General features: G+C 37.8%; 17 protein-coding genes, 2 pseudogenes and 1 CRISPR repeat array. Of the genes and pseudogenes, 16 read left to right on the forward strand and 3 right to left on the reverse strand.

Annotated elements, in window-relative coordinates:
* Nucleotides 1–226: 226 nt before the first annotated feature.
* The 7 genes and pseudogenes from B5G11_RS09830 to cas1 all read left to right on the forward strand — a co-directional run.
* Nucleotides 227–628, forward strand: a pseudogene (locus B5G11_RS09830) (hypothetical protein); the annotation flags it as partial.
* A 204-nt stretch (nt 629–832) separates the two neighbouring features.
* On the forward strand, nt 833–1,174 hold the full coding sequence (locus tag B5G11_RS09835) for a nucleotidyltransferase domain-containing protein (protein WP_087253211.1): 342 nt from the start codon (nt 833–835) through the stop codon (nt 1,172–1,174).
* Nucleotides 1,175–1,476: 302 nt separating this feature from the next.
* Nucleotides 1,477–2,034, forward strand: coding sequence for a hypothetical protein (locus tag B5G11_RS09845; RefSeq protein WP_144289682.1), 558 nt, complete (start codon nt 1,477–1,479; stop codon nt 2,032–2,034).
* A 389-nt stretch (nt 2,035–2,423) separates the two neighbouring features.
* A complete protein-coding gene (cas13a, locus tag B5G11_RS09850) occupies nt 2,424–6,533 on the forward strand; it encodes a type VI-A CRISPR-associated RNA-guided ribonuclease Cas13a (protein ID WP_087253216.1) in 4,110 nt (1,369 codons plus the stop codon).
* Between the two features lie 3 nt (nt 6,534–6,536).
* Nucleotides 6,537–6,797 carry a CRISPR-associated endonuclease Cas2 gene (cas2, locus tag B5G11_RS09855; protein ID WP_087253218.1) on the forward strand — a complete coding sequence of 87 codons (261 nt, stop codon included), beginning with the start codon at nt 6,537–6,539 and terminating at the stop codon, nt 6,795–6,797.
* A gap of 195 nt (nt 6,798–6,992) precedes the next feature.
* Nucleotides 6,993–7,549, forward strand: a pseudogene (locus B5G11_RS09860) (reverse transcriptase/maturase family protein); the annotation flags it as partial.
* A gap of 36 nt (nt 7,550–7,585) precedes the next feature.
* Nucleotides 7,586–8,704 carry a CRISPR-associated endonuclease Cas1 gene (gene cas1 / locus B5G11_RS09865; RefSeq protein WP_242959030.1) on the forward strand — a complete coding sequence of 373 codons (1,119 nt, stop codon included), beginning with the start codon at nt 7,586–7,588 and terminating at the stop codon, nt 8,702–8,704.
* Between the two features lie 206 nt (nt 8,705–8,910).
* A CRISPR array of direct repeats spans nt 8,911–9,332; the repeat unit is 31 nt; unit sequence GTGAGAAAAGCCCGATATAGAGGGCAATCAC.
* Nucleotides 9,333–10,965: 1,633 nt separating this feature from the next.
* Here cas1 and B5G11_RS09875 read toward each other — a convergent pair.
* The 3 genes from B5G11_RS09875 to B5G11_RS09885 are packed head-to-tail and all read right to left on the reverse strand — an operon-like array spanning nt 10,966 to nt 12,537.
* Nucleotides 10,966–11,283 (reverse strand): DUF6618 family protein, encoded by a 318-nt coding sequence (locus B5G11_RS09875; RefSeq protein WP_242959025.1) that lies wholly within the window; start codon nt 11,281–11,283, stop codon nt 10,966–10,968.
* The gene (locus B5G11_RS09880) at nt 11,280–12,095 is read right to left on the reverse strand and encodes an AAA family ATPase (protein WP_087253226.1); all 816 of its coding nucleotides are present in this window, start codon (nt 12,093–12,095) and stop codon (nt 11,280–11,282) included. Before B5G11_RS09880 ends, B5G11_RS09875 begins: the two co-directional genes overlap by 4 nt.
* Complete coding sequence (locus B5G11_RS09885) at nt 12,088–12,537, reverse strand: Mu transposase C-terminal domain-containing protein (RefSeq protein WP_144289683.1); 450 nt, start codon at nt 12,535–12,537, stop codon at nt 12,088–12,090. The genes B5G11_RS09880 and B5G11_RS09885 overlap by 8 nt, the downstream gene beginning before the upstream one ends.
* 258 nt (nt 12,538–12,795) lie before the next feature.
* Here B5G11_RS09885 and B5G11_RS09890 point away from each other — a divergent pair, with 258 nt between their 5' ends.
* The 9 genes from B5G11_RS09890 to B5G11_RS09930 all read left to right on the forward strand — a co-directional run bounded on the left by B5G11_RS09890 (nt 12,796) and on the right by B5G11_RS09930 (nt 21,025).
* Nucleotides 12,796–13,404, forward strand: a complete 609-nt coding sequence (locus tag B5G11_RS09890; protein WP_343215499.1) for a transposase — start codon at nt 12,796–12,798, stop codon at nt 13,402–13,404.
* A gap of 238 nt (nt 13,405–13,642) precedes the next feature.
* Nucleotides 13,643–15,976: a hypothetical protein gene (locus B5G11_RS09895; protein WP_144289684.1), complete on the forward strand. Its 2,334-nt coding sequence runs from the start codon at nt 13,643–13,645 to the stop codon at nt 15,974–15,976.
* A gap of 228 nt (nt 15,977–16,204) precedes the next feature.
* The gene (locus B5G11_RS09900) at nt 16,205–16,576 is read left to right on the forward strand and encodes a helix-turn-helix transcriptional regulator (RefSeq protein WP_087253234.1); all 372 of its coding nucleotides are present in this window, start codon (nt 16,205–16,207) and stop codon (nt 16,574–16,576) included.
* A gap of 47 nt (nt 16,577–16,623) precedes the next feature.
* On the forward strand, nt 16,624–16,878 hold the full coding sequence (locus B5G11_RS09905; protein ID WP_087253236.1) for a hypothetical protein: 255 nt from the start codon (nt 16,624–16,626) through the stop codon (nt 16,876–16,878).
* 15 nt (nt 16,879–16,893) lie between these two features.
* Nucleotides 16,894–17,559 carry a hypothetical protein gene (locus tag B5G11_RS09910; protein ID WP_087253237.1) on the forward strand — a complete coding sequence of 222 codons (666 nt, stop codon included), beginning with the start codon at nt 16,894–16,896 and terminating at the stop codon, nt 17,557–17,559.
* Nucleotides 17,552–18,772 (forward strand): hypothetical protein, encoded by a 1,221-nt coding sequence (locus tag B5G11_RS09915; protein ID WP_087253240.1) that lies wholly within the window; start codon nt 17,552–17,554, stop codon nt 18,770–18,772. The genes B5G11_RS09910 and B5G11_RS09915 overlap by 8 nt, the downstream gene beginning before the upstream one ends.
* An 11-nt stretch (nt 18,773–18,783) precedes the next feature.
* The gene (locus B5G11_RS09920) at nt 18,784–20,037 is read left to right on the forward strand and encodes a hypothetical protein (protein ID WP_087253242.1); all 1,254 of its coding nucleotides are present in this window, start codon (nt 18,784–18,786) and stop codon (nt 20,035–20,037) included.
* Nucleotides 20,038–20,048: 11 nt separating this feature from the next.
* A complete protein-coding gene (locus B5G11_RS09925) occupies nt 20,049–20,243 on the forward strand; it encodes a hypothetical protein (protein ID WP_087253244.1) in 195 nt (64 codons plus the stop codon).
* 14 nt (nt 20,244–20,257) lie between these two features.
* Nucleotides 20,258–21,025 (forward strand): hypothetical protein, encoded by a 768-nt coding sequence (locus B5G11_RS09930; RefSeq protein WP_087253246.1) that lies wholly within the window; start codon nt 20,258–20,260, stop codon nt 21,023–21,025.
* Nucleotides 21,026–21,037: the final 12 nt, after the last annotated feature.

Below are 21,037 nucleotides of genomic sequence, written 5' to 3' on the forward strand. Positions count from 1 at the left end.
ACAGCAAAATGACAACAAAATGAATTGAATAATGAATGATAACGAAGGATTGTGAATAAATTCCTTAATCAGTTGCAAGCCGGGATAAGGGATAATGAGTGATCACGAAGAGATCATAAAATATTTCCCGACAATGAAAGCACAGGGCGCAGCAAAGAATGAGGCACACAATGCAGCTCAGACAGCAGGAAAAGCGGCAGAGTCAGTAGCAGAAGCAGCACCGGCAGAGACTGCACCGGTGAAAGTTGATATCGATTTCTCCAACGTGGAAGTAGAGCCGTTATTTGAAGATATGGTTGATTTTGAAACATTCAGCAAATCCGACTTTCGTGCAGTAAAAGTCAAAGAGTGTGAAGCAGTGCCGAAGAGCAAGAAGCTTCTGAAGTTCGTTCTCGATGACGGCAGCGGGGAAGACCGTGTGATCTTAAGCGGTATCCACGACTACTATGAGCCGGAAGAGCTGGTAGGAAAGACACTGATTGCGATTGTCAACCTGCCTCCGAGAAAGATGATGGGAATTGATTCCTGCGGTATGATCATTTCAGCAACTCACCTTGTAGATGGAAGAGAAGGACTGAATGTACTGATCGTGGATGACAAGATTCCGGCAGGAGCAAAGCTTTACTAAGAGCGAATAGAATAAAAGATAAAATACAGCCATGATGGTACTGACAGAGAACCGTCATGGCTGTTTGTGTTATCTGTGTCACGGGATTTTGAACCGACTAAGCAAAAAAGCCTGTCGAAACAGAACAAAACCAAGTATAATATAAGTAGTTGTTAGAGATGGTTTGTCAGAGCCTATGAGAATTTAAGGAGAGAAGGTGTTGATATGCCGACAGTAACAAGCGATTTGGTAAAGCAGTATGTGGAACTGCTCAGTAAAATATATGGAGAGCATTTAAAGACGGTTATTTTATATGGTTCTTATGCGAGAGGAGATTATACGGAAAATTCGGACATTGATATTATGGTGCTTTTGGATTTGAGCGATATTGACATAAAAAAATACCGCCATGAATTGTCGGGCATGACCTATGATTTTAACATGGATTATGATCTGGATATCAAGCCGATAGTCAAGAATAAGGAGCATTTTAATAAGTGGGTGGACGTATACCCGTTTTACACAAATATAGAAAGGGAGGGGGTAAAACTGTTTGATGCAGCATAACGAAAAGGGACAAAATTTATTAAGAATTATATAAAGACAGAAATTTTTCCACGAGCTTTAGGAAGAAGAATTGCTGAGGCGGAAGAAATCCGGCATGCGAGCGATTATGATGCTTGCTAGCTAGCAACGAGAGAAGAGGCAGAAGATCAGATTGCCACAGCGATAGAGTTAATTGAGAAAGTAGAGGAATATGTAAGGGGGAAAGAACATGACAAAAGAAAAGTTTATTGAAACGATTAAGGAAATATTGAATAAATCCAAGAGGGAAGAATTTATAAGTTTTTAGTGAAAATGTAAATGAGTTGGCAGATATTATGATATATAAAAACGATGATGAATATCTTGCGATAGATGGAAAGCCTTTATTTCCATTCGGTGAAATTCAAACTATCCTTTATAAATATGGTAGAGATAAATTTTATAATTATGCAGGAACAGAACTTCAATTGGTCATTGAATTATATGGAGAAAATAAATATATCATAGAATTTGGAGATAATGGAATTCTTGAAATGATGTATTTTGATGGAGAATGGGTATCAGAAGATGAAAAGGAAGATATAGAAGATTCAGTACTACAGGAGGTTAAAAAAGAAGTTAGTCGTTATATCAAAGAAAATCCATTGGATAAAGAATTTTTATTGTCTTATGCGGAAAGATCCTTGCATTTATATGTATATGAAGACTTGGATTTAGATATAAAGAATACTGTTAGAAAAATAGTAAAAGATGGATATTCGGATGAACTCGTAGATTATATAAGACAAACGAGTGCATGGGTTTATGAAGGATATTATTTGACATTAGTTACAGGAGCATTACGTCTGATACGGGAAATTAAAGAAGAAATGGGAAAATAGAAGAGAAAAAATTTTACATCATGTTTAGTGCTAAGCAAAAGAATGTTACATAAGTAGTGTATAGTATTTTGATTCTTGGGAATATACTTACAGAACTTATTTAAATGATTTACAGTACAATTGGATTGTAAGCGGTCCATGTTCTTTTGTATTCTGGTAAAAATTAGAATTTATGAACTGTAGGAATACTAAGCGTTTTTGTTTGTGGAAAGGAGAAAAGATTTATAGCTGGCTATAATACAATATCTAGGAAAGAATAGGTAGCGTTAGACAGTGAGGAAGCTGTCCACAATCAGGATAAACCTACTTTCCAGATGTTTATTAGTAACATTATTCTATATACATTTGAACAGTCAAAGTAAAAATACATAGGAATGAGGTGAAGCAGAATGAAGATATCGAAAGAAGGGCATAAAAGGACGGCAGTTGCTGTAATGGAAAACAGAGCAGGGGGAGTTGTTTATAAAGTACCTGGCGGTTCTGGAATTGATTTGACAGGATATCTTACAGAAAGAAGTGAAAATACAAAAATTTTGTACAATGTTTTCAATCAAATACAGGCAGGAACAGCTCCTTCGGAGTACGAGTGGAAAGATTACTTATCAGAAACCGAAAACAAGAAGCGAGAAGCACAGAAAACGGTTCAGAAGGCAAATTATGAATTGAGGAGAGCATGTGAGAACTATGCGAAAAAAGCGAATTTTACAGTAAGAAAAATTATTTTTAGTGAGAAACCAAAGAGGATGCTTTCGGATAATCAGATAATATCCAATATGCAGAACCAAAGATTGCCCCAATTTAAAGGCAAAATAGAGGATTTTGTTCTGATTACATTGAGAAAAAGCCTGGTTGTTTCGACCTATAATAAAGAAATATTTGATTCACGAAAGGCTGCAACGGTTTTTTTGAAAAATATAGGGAAAGAGAATATATCCGTAGACGATGAACGGCAGATTAAGCAACTACTGGCACTGATTCGTGAGGACTATAATAAGTGGAATCCGGATGAGAATAGTTCAGATAAGAAAGAGTCCAGTGGAACAATGATAATTCGTTCCATTGAACATCAGGACATGGTTATACAGCCAGAGGAAAATAAGTTATCTTTGTCTAAAATATCAAATGTCGGAAAAAAAACCAAGACAAAACAAATTGAAAAAGCGGGCTTGGATGCTTTTTTAACGGAATATGCGCAAATTGATGAGAGTGGTAGGATGGAGTGTCTAAAAAAGCTGCGTCGCTTGTTGGATACATATTTTGCCGCGCCTTCTTCTTATGTCAAGGGAACTGAAGTCTCGTTGCCAGAAAATATTAATTTTTCTTCTGAGCTGAACGTGTGGGAGAGACATGAGACCGCAAAAAAAGTAAATATATATTTTGTAGAAATTCCAGAAGTTTTGTTAAAAGCCGAGCAGAACAATAATATAATAAACAAAGTTGAAAAGGAACATAGCTTAGAACAATTAAGAACTGACATTAGACGCCGTAATATTGCCTGCTATCATTTTGCAAATGCATTAGCCGCAGACGAGAGATATCATAGATTTTTCTTGGAGAATATGGCTATGAATCAGTATTGGATTCATCATATGGAAAATGCGGTAGAACGTATACTTAAAAAATGTAATGTAGGTACACTATTCAAATTGAAGATCGGATATCTGTCTGAAAAGGTGTGGAAGGATATACTAAATCTTTTAAGTATCAAGTATATCGCGCTTGGAAAAGCAGTGTATCATTTTGCATTAGATGATATATGGAACGATTCCTATGATAAAAAACCAGGAAAGATTAATGACTTTGCGATTAAGGGAATTTCTTCTTTTGACTATGAAATGGTAAAAGCGCAGGAAGATTTACAAAGAGAGATGGCAGTTGATGTGGCATTTTCTACAAATAATTTGGCTAGAGCAACCTGCCAGATGGAGAATTTGTCGGATAGAGAATCAGACTTTCTGCTGTGGGATGATAAGACAATAGCCCGGCACGTAAAATATACAGAAAAAGGAGAAATATTATCCGCGATTTTACAATTCTTTGGTGGCAGGTCATCATGGGATGAGAGTTTATTTGAAAATGCGTATTCAGATTCTAATTACGAACTGCAATTTTTAAATGATCTGAGGCGTGCAATTTATGCGGTACGAAATGAAACTTTCCATTTTAAAACAGCGGCTATTGATGAAGGCAGCTGGAATACGAGGCTGTTTGGAAATTTGTTTGAAAAAGAGGCAGGAATCTGTTTGGATGTTGAAAAGAACAAGTTTTATTCAAATAATCTGGCTCTGTTCTACACGCAGAAGGATTTAAATGTAATTTTAGATAAATTATACGGAAAAGAATGCTCCAGGGCCGCACAAATTCTTTCCTATAACACAATTCTGCCAAGAAAGTCATTTCCTGACTTTCTGAAACAATTGTTGAAATTACAGGAACCGGTTTATGATCTGACAATACAGGACCAGTGGTACAGCGCATGCTATTATTTGTTCAAAGAAGTTTACTATAACGCTTTCTTGCAGGATTCCAGTGCAAAAGCGCTGTTTGAAGATGCAGTTAAAGCATTAAAAGGAACAGATATAAAACAGGAAAGAGCGATAGAGAACTTTACGAAAAGATATTGGGAAATATCTAAAAATGCATCCTTAGCTGAGATATGTCAATCCTTTATGACAGAATATAATCAGCAAAACAATAAAGAAAGAAAAGTGCAGAGTGCAAACGACAGTATGTTTAATGAGCCTATTTATCAGCATTACAAGATGTTGTTGAAAGAAGCGTTAAAGATGGCGTTTGCTTCGTATATTAAGAATAGCAAAGAATTAGAGTTTGTGTACAATCCAACTAAGGAACTATTTAAAGTAAGCCAGGATAGCTTTCTTCCGAATTGGAATTCAAGGAAATATGATGCTCTGATATCTGAAGTCAAAAATAGTCCAGATCTGCAAAAGTGGTATATTGTTGGAAAATTTATGAATGCAAGGACGCTAAATTTGCTGATAGGGTCTATGCGTTCCTATTTGCAGTATGTGAGTGATATACAAAAAAGAGCAGACGGTTTAGGAGAGTACCAATTGCATCTTTTTGCTGGAAATGTGGAGCAGGTAAAAAAATGGATCCAGATACTGGAAGTCTGCCTTTTGTTATCAGTTCGAATATCCGATAAATTTACGGATTATTTTAAAGATAAAGAGGCTTATGCATCGTATCTGAAAGGGTATGTGGATTTTGAGGATAGTGCTATGCCATTGGACTATAGTGCTCTGTTGGCATTTGGTAATGAGGGGAAAATCGATTTGTATGTTGATGCCTCCAATCCAAAGGTAAACAGAAACATTATTCAGGCAAAATTATATGCACCGGATATGGTGCTGAAAAAAGTGGTTAAGAAAATAAGCCAAAATGAGTGCCGAGAATTTAACGAAAAAAAAGAGCAAATTCTTCAAACTAAAAATAAGGGAGACACCGTTTCTTGGGAGGAACAGCAACAAATTCTGGAGTATCAGAGATTAAAAAACAGAGTGGAACTGCGTGACTTGTCAGATTATGGAGAACTGATTAACGAACTTTTAGGGCAACTGATTAACTGGTCCTATCTACGAGAGCGGGATCTACTGTATTTTCAGCTTGGATTCCATTATAGATGCCTGATGAATGAATCAAAAAAACCAGATGCATATAAAACAATTTGTACAGATACAGTTTTCATTGAGAATGCTGTTTTGTATCAAATTATAGCTATGTATATAAATGGATTTCCTGTATATGTACCTGAAAAAGGGAAACTAAAAGCGCGGTGTAAAACAGGCAGTGCGGGGTTAAAGATTGGGGCGTTTTGCCAATGGGCAAGTACGGTAGAAAAGAAAAAATATGAACTTTATAATGCTGGGCTGGAATTATTTGAAGTAGTCGGAGAGCATGATAATATTGTTGAACTGAGAAATAAGATTGATCATTTCAAGTACTATCAGGGAAATGACAGTATTTTATCATTATATGGCGAGATCTTTGATCGATTCTTTACATATGATATGAAATATCGAAAGAACGTACTGAATCATCTGCAAAATATTTTGCTTCGGCATAATGTGGTCATTAAACCGATTATCAGTAAAGATCAAAAAAAGGTTGGAAAAGGAGAAACAAAAGATAGGGCAGCATTCCTATTGGAGGAGATAAATTCTGATCGGTTTACATATAAGGTTAAAGAAGGAGAACGAAAGATCGATGCAAAAAATCGTCTTTATTTAGAGACGGTGAGAGATATTCTGTATTTTCCGAATAGAGCTGTAAACGATAAAGGTGGAGATATAATTGTTCGTTCTCAAAAAGCTCAGGATTTGAATGAAAAAAAAGCGGACAGAGACAAAAACTATGATAATAGTAAAAATGGTAAACGGGGAAAAGGTAGTAACAATCAAGGGAAAAAGGAGAAGAATAAAGAATCGTACTCCAATCATATCACCTGGAATCCGTTTGTCGGAATCAAACTGGAATAAAAAATGTTTGTGATAGTAACCTATGATGTGGCTCAGAAACGAGTGACGAAGACGATGAAAATCTGCAGAAAATATCTGACACATGTGCAAAACTCCGTTTTCGAAGGCATAATTACGGAAGCGAAACTAAACAAGTTAAAGAACGAACTGAAAAAGGTTATTGTGCCTGCAGACGATAGTATCTATATTTATGAAATCCAGAATACAAAGTATACACGGAAAGAGTCTATAGGTGTCATAAGACATAAAGATAATATTTTATAGTGAGGAATCATAGTGATTTTTAGTAAGGAAAATTTTGAAGGATCGGTTAACAGACTTTTGTCTAAACCCAACAATTGCGGTGCAGATGGAATTCTGATAAGTGAGTTTGCAGATTACTGGAAATTGAACGAAGAAAAAATACTTTCTCTCCTTAGAGAGGGAAAGTATAAACCTTCGGTGGTGCTGTTGGAGGAGATGATCTTTAAAAAAGGGAAAAAAAGACTGATTTCAAAATACACATGTACAGATCGGATCATTCAGGATGTTTTGAAAAACAAGGTGATGACCGTGTACAAAGAGAAATTTTCAAAGTATTCATTTGCTTATATACCAGATCGAGGAGTACAGAAAGCAGTTCGATATGCAGCAGCGCTTATTGATTCAGGGAAAAAATTTGTGGCAGAAATAGATGTGAAGGATTTTTTTGAAAATATTAATCTGCAAAGGCTGGAGTATTTTCTGCAGAAAGAAATCTGCGATGAAGCAGAGAAAAGGCTTATTCACGACTATTTGTATTCATGGATCGTTATTGACGGAAGAAAAGAAAAAAAGCATTGGGGCTTGTGCAGGGGAGTCCCTTAAGTCCTGTTTTCAGTAATGTATATATGATGGATTTTGACGCATATATGGAATCGAAATATAGTTTTTGTCGTTTCGCAGACAATATCAATATTTACTGCAATACAGAGGAAGAGGCGGGAAAAGCTTTTGCGGATGCAAACTATTATCTGGAGACAAAGTTAGGACTTAAAATAAATCAAAAAAAGAGTGGCATCTATCCGGCAATTGTGCGAACTTTTCTGGGATACGAATTCAAGAGAGATAAAGCAGCAAAGGTAGTTATCGCCATAAAGGCAGGAAAAAAGAAATGTGAATACTATGGAACCTGGCATCCTTCTGCAATACAAAAAATAGAACAGGATTATCATATTATCAGTGATGGAATACTAAATCGAAAGGATTTTTCAATTTTATTTGAAGGCGAAAACCACAAGATTTTTATTCCAGTGGAAGCTTGCTCATCGATCAATATTTATTCCAATATTATCTTTGGTAAGTCATTTCTGGAGTATGCTAATCAGCGCAAATTAACGGTCAATATATTTGATAAGTATGGAAATTTTCTGGGAAGCTTCCATTCGCAAGAGCATTATAAGCGAACAAGTATATTGCTGAAACAGGTAACCTTATACAATGACCCGCCTAAAAGACTGGAGTTGGCGATAAAAATAGAGATAGCATCCTTGCATAATCAGAGGGAAAATCTAAGATATTTTTATAAACATTCAAAAAAAGAATCGTTAAAAAAAGTGATAGAGTCTATGACAGATTACATGAGTCAGATGAAAAATGTAAAAGATATAAATCAGCTTATGATGATAGAAGGCAGAGCAAAACAGCGGTATTTGCAAACTTTTGATGACATGATCGATAACGAGGAGTTCCCTTTTGAGAAAAGAACTCGAAGGCCGCCCAAAAACGAAGTAAATGCTTTGATTAGTTTTGGAAATACATTTCTTTATAGAAGAATTGCAAATGCGATTTACAAGACGGCACTAGATATAAGAATTGGAATTGTACATTCCGCGAATAGCCGGAGCGAATCGCTTAATTTGGATATTGCTGAGATATTTAAACCTCTGATAGTGGATCGGGCCATATTTTCAGTAATACATAATCTTCAGGTGCATAGGAATACACATTTTGAGACAGCAGAGGAAGAGGGCATTTATCTGAACAATGTGGGAAAACGCATATTCATAAGGGAATTGGAACAAAAGTTGAATCTAAAATTGTCTGTGAATGGACAAAAGATCACGTATGACCGTATTATAAAAAATGAAATTCACAAGATATTGTGCTGTATAGAAAAGGATGAAAAGTATAAACCATTTAAGTATACATGATATTGGGCGCAAAGGATTTCTGATCCTGGTATCATATGTATAAAAGTGGGTCAACCGAATCGCTGATTTGCTAAAATTAAAAAATGCCCAAAATAGGACATTTATAAAGAAGATTTTTCTTCGGTTGCCCCACTTTTCTATATAAAAAACTTGAATGTGACAATTAAAAGTGATAGACTTAAATAAAGAATAGCGAAAATTCTATTGTGAGAAAAGCCCGATATAGAGGGCAATCACATACAATCCCTAAAAGGATTAAACCTATTCCGGAAATGATACCACCAAGTGAGAAAAGCCCGATATAGAGGGCAATCACCTTGACTAAGAGTGCAGCATATGGGTGATTTTCCCGCATTATGCCTGTGAGAAAAGCCCGATATAGAGGGCAATCACATCCTCCAACCATCAATATTAGGGCAAAGGCTATAAAAGTGAGAAAAGCCCGATATAGAGGGCAATCACGAATTATTTGTTCACTTCTACAAAAAATCCTCCAACTAGTAATATTAGGGCAAAGGCTATAAAGTGAGAAAAGCCCGATATAGAGGGCAATCACAAAACATGATCATTGCCCATCAAACTGATGCCAAATAGCACGTGAGAAAAGCCCGATATAAAGGGTAATCAGTTTAACCGGCTTGATGACTAAACTTGTCTTCCCCATATGAGAAAATCGTACTTCCGGAAATCTGGAAATCAGATGCCCAGGAAGTGGAAATCATCTCATGCGAGTTTATTCTTATAATGTTTTGTCCAAACCATAGACCTCACGCATGGAGATGTTATGTTTGGCATCAATGCTTGTGATGTTGATGCGATAGCTGTTATGGCAATACGATCAATGATCGCATCTGCTAGTGGATTGTTATACCTCAAAAAAATGGTTATACCATTCATCAAATTCATCATACTGGGAGCAGAAGGGTGTTGTTGCTTTTTTTACATCTCTGGTGGATCAGATTGAAGATAACCTTTCGTTCTGAATTAATTATTTTTAACAGAAGCCATTCATCCAGGATTAGGACAACAGGATTGGCATACTTAGACATTACTTTTTATAGTTGACGTCTGTCCGTGACATCTCCAGATCAATAAACAGATCAGGAAGAGGGACATATTTGATATTGCAATACTGGTGACAAGCCTACATATGTTGATTTATACTGATAATTGCCCCGGCATTTGCGAAGAGATTTGTCCTGCTTGAAAGTGTGGCAGTAGAAAGTAGATCAAGTTCTGATTTTATACTCAGAATTGCCCCTGTTTCTGTTATTATTTTTTATTGAAAAAGGCATATAATTTGTGAGTTTGTATAGCCGTCCAGAGAGTTTATAATCAGACACAGTCCCCAAGAGAGACTGCCAGAATTCTTGGAATGTCCCCAAATACAGCAAGAAAGCTGTTGAACAAAAATTAATGATTTTAAAGAACAGATTAAAAAACATATTATTGAATGGTGCTGTGAACTATATCTGTTTAACGGCACCCAGATATTCAGAGAATTGAAAGTAAGAGGATATTACGGCAGTATTGGGTCTATCTATCGCTTCCTTGTTAGAGTGGATGAATTGAATTTGCTTTTTTTCTAGACTATACACCAGAAGAACAAACAGAAATGTTATATATGAAGAGAAGATGAGAAAGAATGGATTGATGGTAGATGCTTTTTCATTAGAGTATGTTAAGAAAGTGATAGAATATTTCCAGAACTGGAAGATTTTGGAAATAGCTGATTTGTTGATAAGGTTATAGATATGACTATCAATTTATCAGTATAACAGCCAGTAATCACCCTTTGTGTACGGATGAAGAGTAAAGTGAATCTAAAGATTCTTTGCCTTGGATTGCAGATTTATCATGTGAAAAGAGAACAATTTGTGATAAAGATTTGCTGAATGAACTGATCAGGTAATGGCATTACTGGAATTTATACATAATATCAGGTGTTAATCAGAAAAGAGGTTTTTCGACATTAAAAATGTCGTAGAGCCTCTATTTTTTTGTACTTTACCAGGAAATTCGTAAACGCCAAATATCAGGTACCTTTTCAAAACCACCATATGTGAGATAATAGACTCATCACTAGAAAGTCAAAAAAGTTTAGTACTCAACTTTTTTGACCAGGACTACAGGAGGTGAGTTGTTAATGCTCTCCTGGGTTGTCATGATCTCGCTCTGTCATGCTGTCATGAGATTGCCAGGATATCTGTCATGGAATGTTCCCTTTGATGGGGCGGCTGTCCGCCCCATCACGAAAGGAATTAGTTCATACATTCATGCTCTGCCAGCACTTTAAGCGCCGATACGATGGTACAGGCATCTGCCTTTTTCATTCGGCTGTAATGCCGGAGGCGTTCCTCATTCCAGAAGAGATCTGTCAGTGATGAGAGTTCTGTACCAACATCCCAGTTGGGGATACAGAGATAGTTCCCGTAGGAATGCTTTCCTACGATCAGGTGGAAGCGGCTTCCCTTGGCACAGAGTTCTGCCTCACATGGATTCCCTCTCTGCAGGATCTCAAGGCTGCCTTCCCATTGCCGGGGCGAGCATCCCTTCCCTTTACAGGTAAATGTGATCATCGTGTGTCACCTCCCAGCATCTCATGTTCAATGATGTAGCGGACAAGGTGTTCATCGATCAGGCGCTTCCCCTGCTGGCTGGCATACATCAGGCTCTTTTCACAGATCCGGTTGATCCGGCGCTGGATTCCTGTGGACTCCTTATAGATATCATCCAGGGCTTTCTCCGTAAAGATGTCCTGCCTGCCGCCGGCATAAGCCAGATGGGACTGGATGTATCGTTCGGTTTCCGCACGGTCCAGATGGGGAAGGACACAGTTGATATCGATCCTCTGCCGGACTGCCGCATAGCGCTGCATTCGGAGTTTATCCCACAGTTCCGTCTGCCCGACAAGGACAAGCGCCATCGGGCTGATAGAATCAAAGCGGTAATTCAGCAGAAAGCGGAATTCCTCAATGGTCTCCTTCTCCAGAAGATGTGCCTCGTCCAGGATACAGACCACTTTCTTTTTCTGGACGCCGCGGATGATCTCCACTTCCTTCTGGAGCTGCCGCTTTGCGTCACCGCGGTAAAACTTTGACTCGATCCCCAGCTGGTCCAGCATCCCTTTATAGAACCACCGCGGGGTCAGCTTGGAATCCGACAGATACAGGAACAGGTATTCCTCTTTGGGCAGGCTGGTCACAAAACGGCGGATCAATGTAGACTTTCCACATCCGGCATCTGCAGTGACTATTGCAAAGAGCTGGCGGTCTGCCGCATAGGCGAGTCTCCCTAGGGTATCCGCCATGGCAGGCGACTCATAAAGGTCGGCAACCGGTGTGTTCCTGGAAAAGGGAGTATGCTCCATCTGGAAAAATGTTTCATACATCGCTGCCACCATCCTTCCTGTACTGGCCGAAGGAGATCGCGTCAGCTACCTGCTGTCTGCTCTGTGCATGTTTCTTCTCCAACGCGGAAAGGAACCGGGAAGCTTCCGTTTCCTGCTCCTGCATGGAGACCGGCAGCGCCGGAGTTTTGGAGCAGAATTCCCCGATCTTTACCGGCCCGGCCTCAAAAGGCGGGATCCCAGGATAGGATACCCGGATCACTTCCAGCGCCATCGGGTCGTAGGAAATCTCCACTTTGCAGCCGATCAGGGAAGGCTTCGTTTCATACTTCCTGCCCTGGAAGCTGATACATGCGCCTTTGTCTACCAGACGGGTCTCGTGGTGGAGGAATGCTTCCGCCACCACGCCGGTATCCAGGAACGTCAGGGGACGGCTGTCCCTTCCCCATTCCTGCATCGGTGTGATCTGTTTTTTGGCGAGCAATTTTCCCCATTTTCATCGTTATGATTCCCTAAAATCAGCGTTGTATATTCATGCAATTTCAAAGAATATCAATACATTTCCGAAAAATCAAGGACGCATTCGCGCCGCTATCGCGGTTGAAATCCTTGATTTTACGGTAATGTATCGATAATGGTAATCAAGGCATGAATGAGTAATTATAATTGTCTGACAATGATGATTTTAAGGAAGTGCCGCGCCAATTACGAGGAATTGACCTCGCTCATAAACAAAAACGAGTTGGAGGAACTGAGAATTGCCGGATGCTGGGTACATTGCCGCCGTAGATTTGATGAAGCTTTGAAGGTCATCAACAAATCCAGCCAAAAGGAATCCGAAGCATTTCTTCTGATGAAACAGATTCAGGCGATCTACCGGGAAGAAGGGAAACTGAACAGCCTTTCATCTAATGAAAGGCTTCAGCAGCGGCAGGCGGTGATCAAGCCACTTGTGGATGCTTTTTTTGCGTATCTGAAAACCATGAAGGTATCCAAAAAGGATAAATTTGGAGATGCCGTTGGTTATGCTCTGAATCAGGAAAAATATCTTCGGGTATTTCTCACGGACGGGGATGTCCCGATAGATAACAATGCATCGGAAAGAGCGATCCGTGGCTTTTGTATCGGGAAGAAAAACTGGCAGATGATAGATACGATCAATGGGGCCAGGACATCCGCGATCATTTACAGTATTGTGGAAACTGCAAAAGCCAATCAGTTGAAGCCTTTTGATTATGTGCAGTATCTCCTGGAAGAGATTCCACAACACATGGAGGATACGGATTATTCCTTTCTGGAAAATCTTCTTCCATGGTCAGAAAAACTTCCGGCAGAAATTCGCAAAGTTTAAAAACAGGCGGCTGCAGAGCAGCCGCCGAAAAATGTCAAGGTACTTGCTATTTGGCGTTTACGGAAATTCCGATTTTGGATAAGGGAAAAAGAAACCCTGCTGATCGAACATATGTTAGAACAGCAAGGAAATGAATATGGAAATAGGAAGATGGTTAGAATTACCAAATTTATTTGACAATCAATACCGTTTATATGGTATCCTGATATTGTCAATATTAGGATAACTCTTTTCGTGGATGGTGCTTTATAGTCTTTATCAACTTTATTATACCATATCCGGTGAAGAGTTATTTTCAGAAACAAAAAATACCGTATTTATGTGGCTTGTGGCGTTTCGCAAACGCCTGATATTATGGGGAATAGGAGAAAAGGATATGCTGACCATTACTTTAGATGAACAGGGTGATTTTGAAAATATTCAAAATAAGTTGGAAACGGAACCGGTCTTTATCGGTGGTATTATATATGATGATAAGGGAATTGTAGGAGAAAAAGCAAAGGAAATTAAAAGGTTAAAATCTTATTATAAAAAAGTATGCAGCAGTGTCGGGACAAAATTTCCAAAAGACTTGCATAGAAATGGAAACAATAGACTTCAGGAAGCGAAAACAAAGGCAAAAATCAGTGAAACTTTAAAAGAATTCTTTGAAAAAGGAACATTTGAAGATACTGATCTTCTTCGTGAAAAACGGAAAGGTCAGTACTATATCTATTGTCTTCTTCGTAATGATGGAGGTAAAAGAGAACTTTTAAACGAAAGTGTATCAAAATTGGCAAAGGATAATTATGCAGCAAATCTTTATTTGCATATGGCGGAAGATGTTGTGGAACGTGTGATATTCCATAATCCAGTCATTACCCATATAGATAAAGTGAATGTGGATTTGGCGACAAGAAGGGTGTTGGTAAAACAGAATGATGAGGAATTAAACAGAAGATTCAAGACTCTTGGCATTTATATTTGCGAAGATCCAAATCATAATAATGGGGATAAAAATGAATACATACTTACAAATCCTTATATGTATAGAACAGCTTTAGAACGAGAGATGCTTAGTACTGGAAAAACAGACATTGAAGTTGAATGGCTCAGCAGTCGTTCTATTGTATACTCTGGCGAAACATATAATCAGATGGAATTTTTGTACCTTGCAGATTCGATCTGTTCGTATTTGTCTTTTAATATTGGAGAAAACACTAAAAATGAATGGACTAACTTGATTGCAGAGCGTGTAATAAATTTAAATCCAGGAGTTACTAATCTTTTATTTACCTATGATAAAACGGATGAGGTGTATAAAAAGGCTTATACGGAATTTGAACATAAAAATTATTATGAAGCATTGTCATATGCCTATGATTTGACGAAACTAAATGGATCTGCGGTAAATTATTACGTAAAGACTTGGATAAAAAAGCTTATATTAGATATTAAAAAGGAGAATGAATGGGAAGCAGTAGTCGAAGCTGTACATAAGCTTTATGAGGCAACACAGAAAACAAATGTACATACAGATAAATTATTATATGTTTATCAGCATTTAGCAGATCTCGCAGAAGATGAAAGGCATAAAGAGGAAAAAAATTTAGATTGTTTTTATGACCTGTATGATGCAGGTGTATCTATATTTACTCATATAGGGGATAGTAAAAGGTCAAGAGAATGCTACGAGAAATGTGAATCTTATGCATTTTACATTCGAATGGAGCGTTTTATTGCAACTAGAAATAAAAGAAGTACATTTTTGAATGATACATTTCATTTTGAAGAAGCTTTAGAAATTGCAGAAACGAATATTACTTATCAGAAAGTTTTAAATGATATGAAAGAGGAAATCTTTGGAGAAAAATTCAAAGAATCCTTGCACTATGCAAAATGTCTTTCGCAGAAAGGGCAAGTGTTAGCTTTTCTACGAGATCCGTCAGCTAAAGAGATCTTTTTGTCAGCATTAGAAATTATGAAAGATGATCCGAGCAACCAATTGATTACAATGTCATATCTTTTACATTTTTTTCTGGATCAAGGGGAAAAAGAAAGCTATGATGCAATGGCAATTGATTATTTTGGCGGGTATAACACCCTTAAAGAACAGCTGGATTATCTTGTGCGTGAGGGAAAATCTGAGAGAGGAAAGATTGCTCTACGATTTGGGTTATACGTTTTTATTCGAGGTATATATTTGTTCCATCTTGACGAAGTTAATTCAGAATTGTATAGAAAACTTAAGAATGTGCTTGATACAGAGAACCTGCTATTATATAATCATCCAACGGAGATTACATATAAATATATGGCATTTATCGCATTTTCCAGAAATGACTTTGAATATGCAAAAAAATGTGTAGAAAAGATTGAAACATCAATTCCTAATAGTGGCGCAACTATAGAAGTAATCATTGCCTACGGAAAATATGAGTGTTATAAAAAGTTTAAAGAAGATGATTTTGAAAAAAGTGCATTAAAAAAATTGATAATAGCTATGCGCAAAGTGGATGAAGAATATCAAGAACTTGACGATGAAACAATACTAAGCATAATAAGGAATAAAATGACTTTTATGTATGTTTAGTATGTATAATGTACTAAGGAATGGGATAAAAGTGATTTTACAATAGTATACTGTTGGTATACAATGTACTTTCGTTTGCTCAGTAAGTCTTGTATTATATTCAAAGTTATATTATAATTTAGTTACAACTAAACGGGATTCTACTTCATACAATCTTACGATTTCTTTTTTTTAATCCTTGTAATCCAATGGATATACGAGGGGCATATAAGTAAGGAGGAAGAATGTATGAAAAGAACAATTAAAAGTCAGACGGTAGAAGTAACCCGTAAAATAGTTGGAGAGCGCCTCGGAAAACTGAGATGTGATAACAATCTCACTCAAGAAGGGCTTGCACAGATCATGGATGTAAGCCGTTTGACGGTTTACAAGTGGGAAAGTGGTAAAAACTGGCCCACACCACCACATCTCGCCAAGCTTGCCGAGCTATATGAGTGCTCGATGGATTATCTGGTCCTCGGAATCGAAGATCGTGGACGCGATAACGAAGAGGACCAGATAGATCTTTCACTGTTAAACAGAATATCGAATATGATTAAAGGGTATGTGCTTTATGCACATGCCCTTCTTGTATATTCGTGGTTAGTGTGCATATTATAAAGGCTATAGTAAAATTTAGACATAAACAAAAGCGAGGAGGAATTATCATGAAGAACAAAATTACTATTAAAAAAAGTAACAATTATATTCATTTCTATTTACATTGCGATGCTGGACAAGCATATCTTTTCAGCGAAAAATATCACAAAGGAGTGTATGACTACTTTCGCAATGGCCGCTCAGAAACTGAGTTGCGAAAATATCACAGTTATAATAGCAATCCCAGACGCGATCACACAATCGCCAAGTGCTTGATGAAATCATATAGACGTTCTGCATTGGAAGAACTTGAAGTGGCGTAAAAGGAGGAAAGCATTATGAGTAAGAAAAATGTAGATCTTGTAACAAATATTGTTGGAAAGAGTGAAAAGCTTTTTCCTAAAGGACTTAAACCTCGCGGGCTTGCTACACCTAAGTTTCTAGTTGGATGTTTGGGTTTTTTTGACGCCAATATTTGGCGAGATGTATGTATAGATGATGAAAGGGGAGATGTTAGATCAAAATATACTGCGTGGCAGATGGCAAACTATAAGAGTTATTGCAAACGCAGGGTTGGAATGTTAGGAAATTTTTTGGCACCTGCAAGAATTAAAGCAGCTCAGCTCATTAAAGATGATATGAGAATATGTGATGAGATAAAAAGTATATGTACTGAGGGTGCTACGCCAAGAGAGTGCGAAGCAGCTGGAAAGAAACTAAATATACTATACCAGAAACACACTGAAATTCTTAGTAAGTTGATTGAACTTGAAAAATCGATAAAAACGTGTGAATACACTCTGAAGAAAGAACTTGAAGCCGTCGCAGAGGAGTTCAAGACACGTTTTGCCACTTATAGTCATGGCATGCGCCTTAAAGAGGTATCTGTGGAGCAGTTCCCAGAAATGTCTTATTCTAATGTATTTGATGATTACAGACAGACATATGACAATGACGATGTAATGTTAACAAATTACATAAAGGAGGGTAAGAAATATGTTTAAGAAGAAAAGGAATTCAACAAAGGTGTTGCATGAGGAATTCGTTGACACGCAATTACCTGTCTTGTCAAACGCCATTGGTTTTATCGCCCATGACTATAAGTATAACGATCCAGAATATACAGATAATCTCTGTAAGAAAGCCATGAAGACGTTTGAACCTTTAGTGAAGTCTATGGATAAACACAATTCCGGGACAGAGGCGTATGGCTACATTGATGCTGAAATTTTGAATCCAATTAAAGCCGATTTTGAAAATGATTGTGCATGGGCCGATTACCAGAGTACTCGTATTCAGAATGTAACAAATACTCGTCTTGGTAAAGTAGAACGTGTTATTGAGAAAACCCAAACAAAATTGGAGAAAATCCAAGAAGAACTTGCCCATTTAAAGGAGTATAAGGTGCACAATGAAATAACGGTGTTTGGTAAAGAGATTCCTATGGGATTGCTTATTAATCTTTTTGCAATTGCCTCGGATGTCCTTGTTACATATCCGTATTTGGAAAGTGTTGTAACGATGGGAGGATTGTTTCTTTTTGTAAGCGTTTTTGGAATGGCAATTACTTCAAATTGTAGTATGTCAGCCCTTGGAAATATTTGGTCAACTACTGACGAATCCTTTATGAGTAAAAGAACTCGTATTATCCTGTCGGTAGCATATCTTTTAGTATTTGGTTTGAGTGTTGTTGCAGGTCCAATGATCAAATTTGGTTCTATGGATCAGCAGTTTGGGACTATTTCTGCATCGGGGCAGTTTATTGCGAGAGAAGGCGGTTACACGATGGCAGAGTATGGTATTACTTTGATTACATCGTTTCTGACTGCATTTACTGGCTTGTTGTGTTTCCATTTTAATCATAATCGAAATAGTGACAAAGTGAAAATGAAACGGAAGCTAGAGAAAGAAAAGTCTGTTCTTGAACTTGAGTTAGAGAACGCATTAACGGAACGAGATGCGATTTTAGGTGAGTATCAAGCAGCTATGAGACTTGATCAAGACAAACGTAAGGCGGCTATAAACCATATATCTATACTGCCGGAACGGTTAAAGGCACAGTTCACCCGTACTTGGGTGGAGTCTATCGGAACGGCTGAAACAGTCGAAAAGGCAGGAAAAAAAGTAGAGAATATGTTGGAAGAGAGTTCATATTCTGGAACTCATGAGGAAGACAAAGGGGACAATATTAACAAAATTCAAAAAATGGCAGTATAGGAGGGGATAAAATGAAGAAGATCGCAAAAAAAATTATAGTATTAGGAATCGTCATGATAGTTACTTTGGGATGTGTAGGATGTGGCAAAGACCCAGAAGTGATTGAAAGGTCCAATTTAAGCGTTATCCTAGGAAACTGCAATAACCACCCTGTTATGGATTGCAGTATCGATGAATTGGCATGTCTTATGAAAGCAGCAGGTAGTTCCTATACTATTATCGGCGCTGATGGAAATCCATCTATTATTTATGAGGGAGAAGTGCCATCATTTGAAGATAAGGGGTACACACAGGCTATGCTTACAAGAATCCAAAATTCGATGCAGACTGACATAGAGAATAGAATTATGGAAGCCACTCCATCTGCACCTGAAACAGACATGGCTGCAGCATTGACTTTAGGGGTAAGAGCTATCAGAGCAAGAGAGACAGATGAACTGTCGAACACACTTGTAATCTGCCATACAGGGATTAGCACGATTGGAGAAATTAATATGATTGATTGCCCGATTTCAACGATGGATATTGAACAAAGCGTTGCAACTCTTGTAGACAAATTGAAGATAGATCTGTCTGGGATTCGTGTAGTATTTTACTATTTGGGGGATGTTCGGGGAGACCAAGCCCCACTATCTTCAGAAGAAGTGGAAAAGTTAAAGACTTTCTATGATGAGCTTTTTAAAGGGATGGGGGCTGAATCTGTTACCTTTAAGAAAAGACTTGCATTGGATGAAACCTACAATTTCCCAGATCAGCCAGTATCTTGTATGCCGACGGAGGGGGTAACATCCCAACTTGTAAAAGTTGTTTCTGCAGAAAATTTGTCTGAAGATAAGGTGAATTCTATTTTTAAAGAGGGCGAAGGAATTACATTTAGTGAGAAACAAGTAGCATTTAAACCAAATACAGCCGAATTTTTGGATAAAAATTCAGCAACAAAAGAACTTTCGTATGTGATTGAGTTTATGTCCAAGAATCGAGATTTCAAACTACTTATTTGTGGCGGATGTGCCGGTGATGAGGGTATAGATGTGGAAAGTAGCGATGTGAGATCTTTGAGTGAAGAAAGGGGAGAGGCAGTTAAGTCCATTATTTGTGATGAATTGAATATTGATGGCTCTAACATAACAGTAAAAGGACTTGGCTCCTCTGGACCTTTTCATAAAACTGGGTTGGGACTTGGCGATGAAGCCTCTGTCAACAGAACTGTAACCTTTCTTTCAAGTGATAGTGAGCAGGGAATGAAAATTCTTGCAGAATACTAGGAGGTAGTAAGATGAGAAAAGGAACTAGTTTATTAAAGACAGTGTTTTTACTGGTTCTGTTTTTAGTAACTATTCAGAAGATTACTGGCTCATCTGACTTTACATCAAGTGTGCTAGGAATATTTCAAGCAATAATTGTCACAGCAATGCCAGCAGTAATCATGGTTGCCGGTATTTATATGCTAATACGATGTTTGTTTCGATAGTAAGAGGAAAAGTTATGACAAGAGAAGAATATGAAGCTCTGAAAGCAGGAACTCTTGCAGAACGTAATTTGAACACACTGGGCGTTTCAAAAATGTCAGAAGCAGAAATTTTGGAACAGTTCCAGGCTTTGGAGAATAAAAAAGCCGCTCTGGATCATATGATTCCCGCGGAAGTTCTCTCGCAGAAACTTGAACCAAATGTATATGCTTTTCAAGAAGGCGGGACTATTGTTTTGAACTCTGAGTACATAAAATCTGATGTTCTTCAAAAAAATGATGATTTACAAAAAGCATTTGAAGCTTTACTACATGAGCATTCGCATTTAAGAGACTTTGAAGGTGTACTGTTTAAGGAAGTAAGACAGCAGATGACACCTGATGAATTAGCTGGGTTAGGGGCACGTGTCTCAGAAATCCAAGATGATTCATGGAACGCATACTTTAATCATCCAGGAGAAATTGCAGCTCGCGAGGCCGGACGAATTGGAACCGAGAAAATGTCTTATGAGCAACAGTTAATAGCGGATGTAGATTCTGTAGTGAACGGTGGTCGTAATCAGATTCTTGCAACTTTTGATTTCGCGGTAGCGAATGGTGAAGTTATATATGAAGATACATTTGAAATGTCCAGTGTTTTGGAAACGCAGACAATGGATGTTTCCAGTATGCAGACATTAGAAGAAAATGATGCGATGATAGGAGTGGATGAAAATTCAGTGGAGATAGATACAATGAGTGCAATGGATGACTACAGCTTTTCGTCGATTGACGACGATGCATAGGAGGGAAAGAAA

It is taken from the genome of Drancourtella sp. An57, assembly GCF_002161525.1.
In the GTDB taxonomy this organism is placed as follows: domain Bacteria; phylum Bacillota; class Clostridia; order Lachnospirales; family Lachnospiraceae; genus Sellimonas; species Sellimonas catena.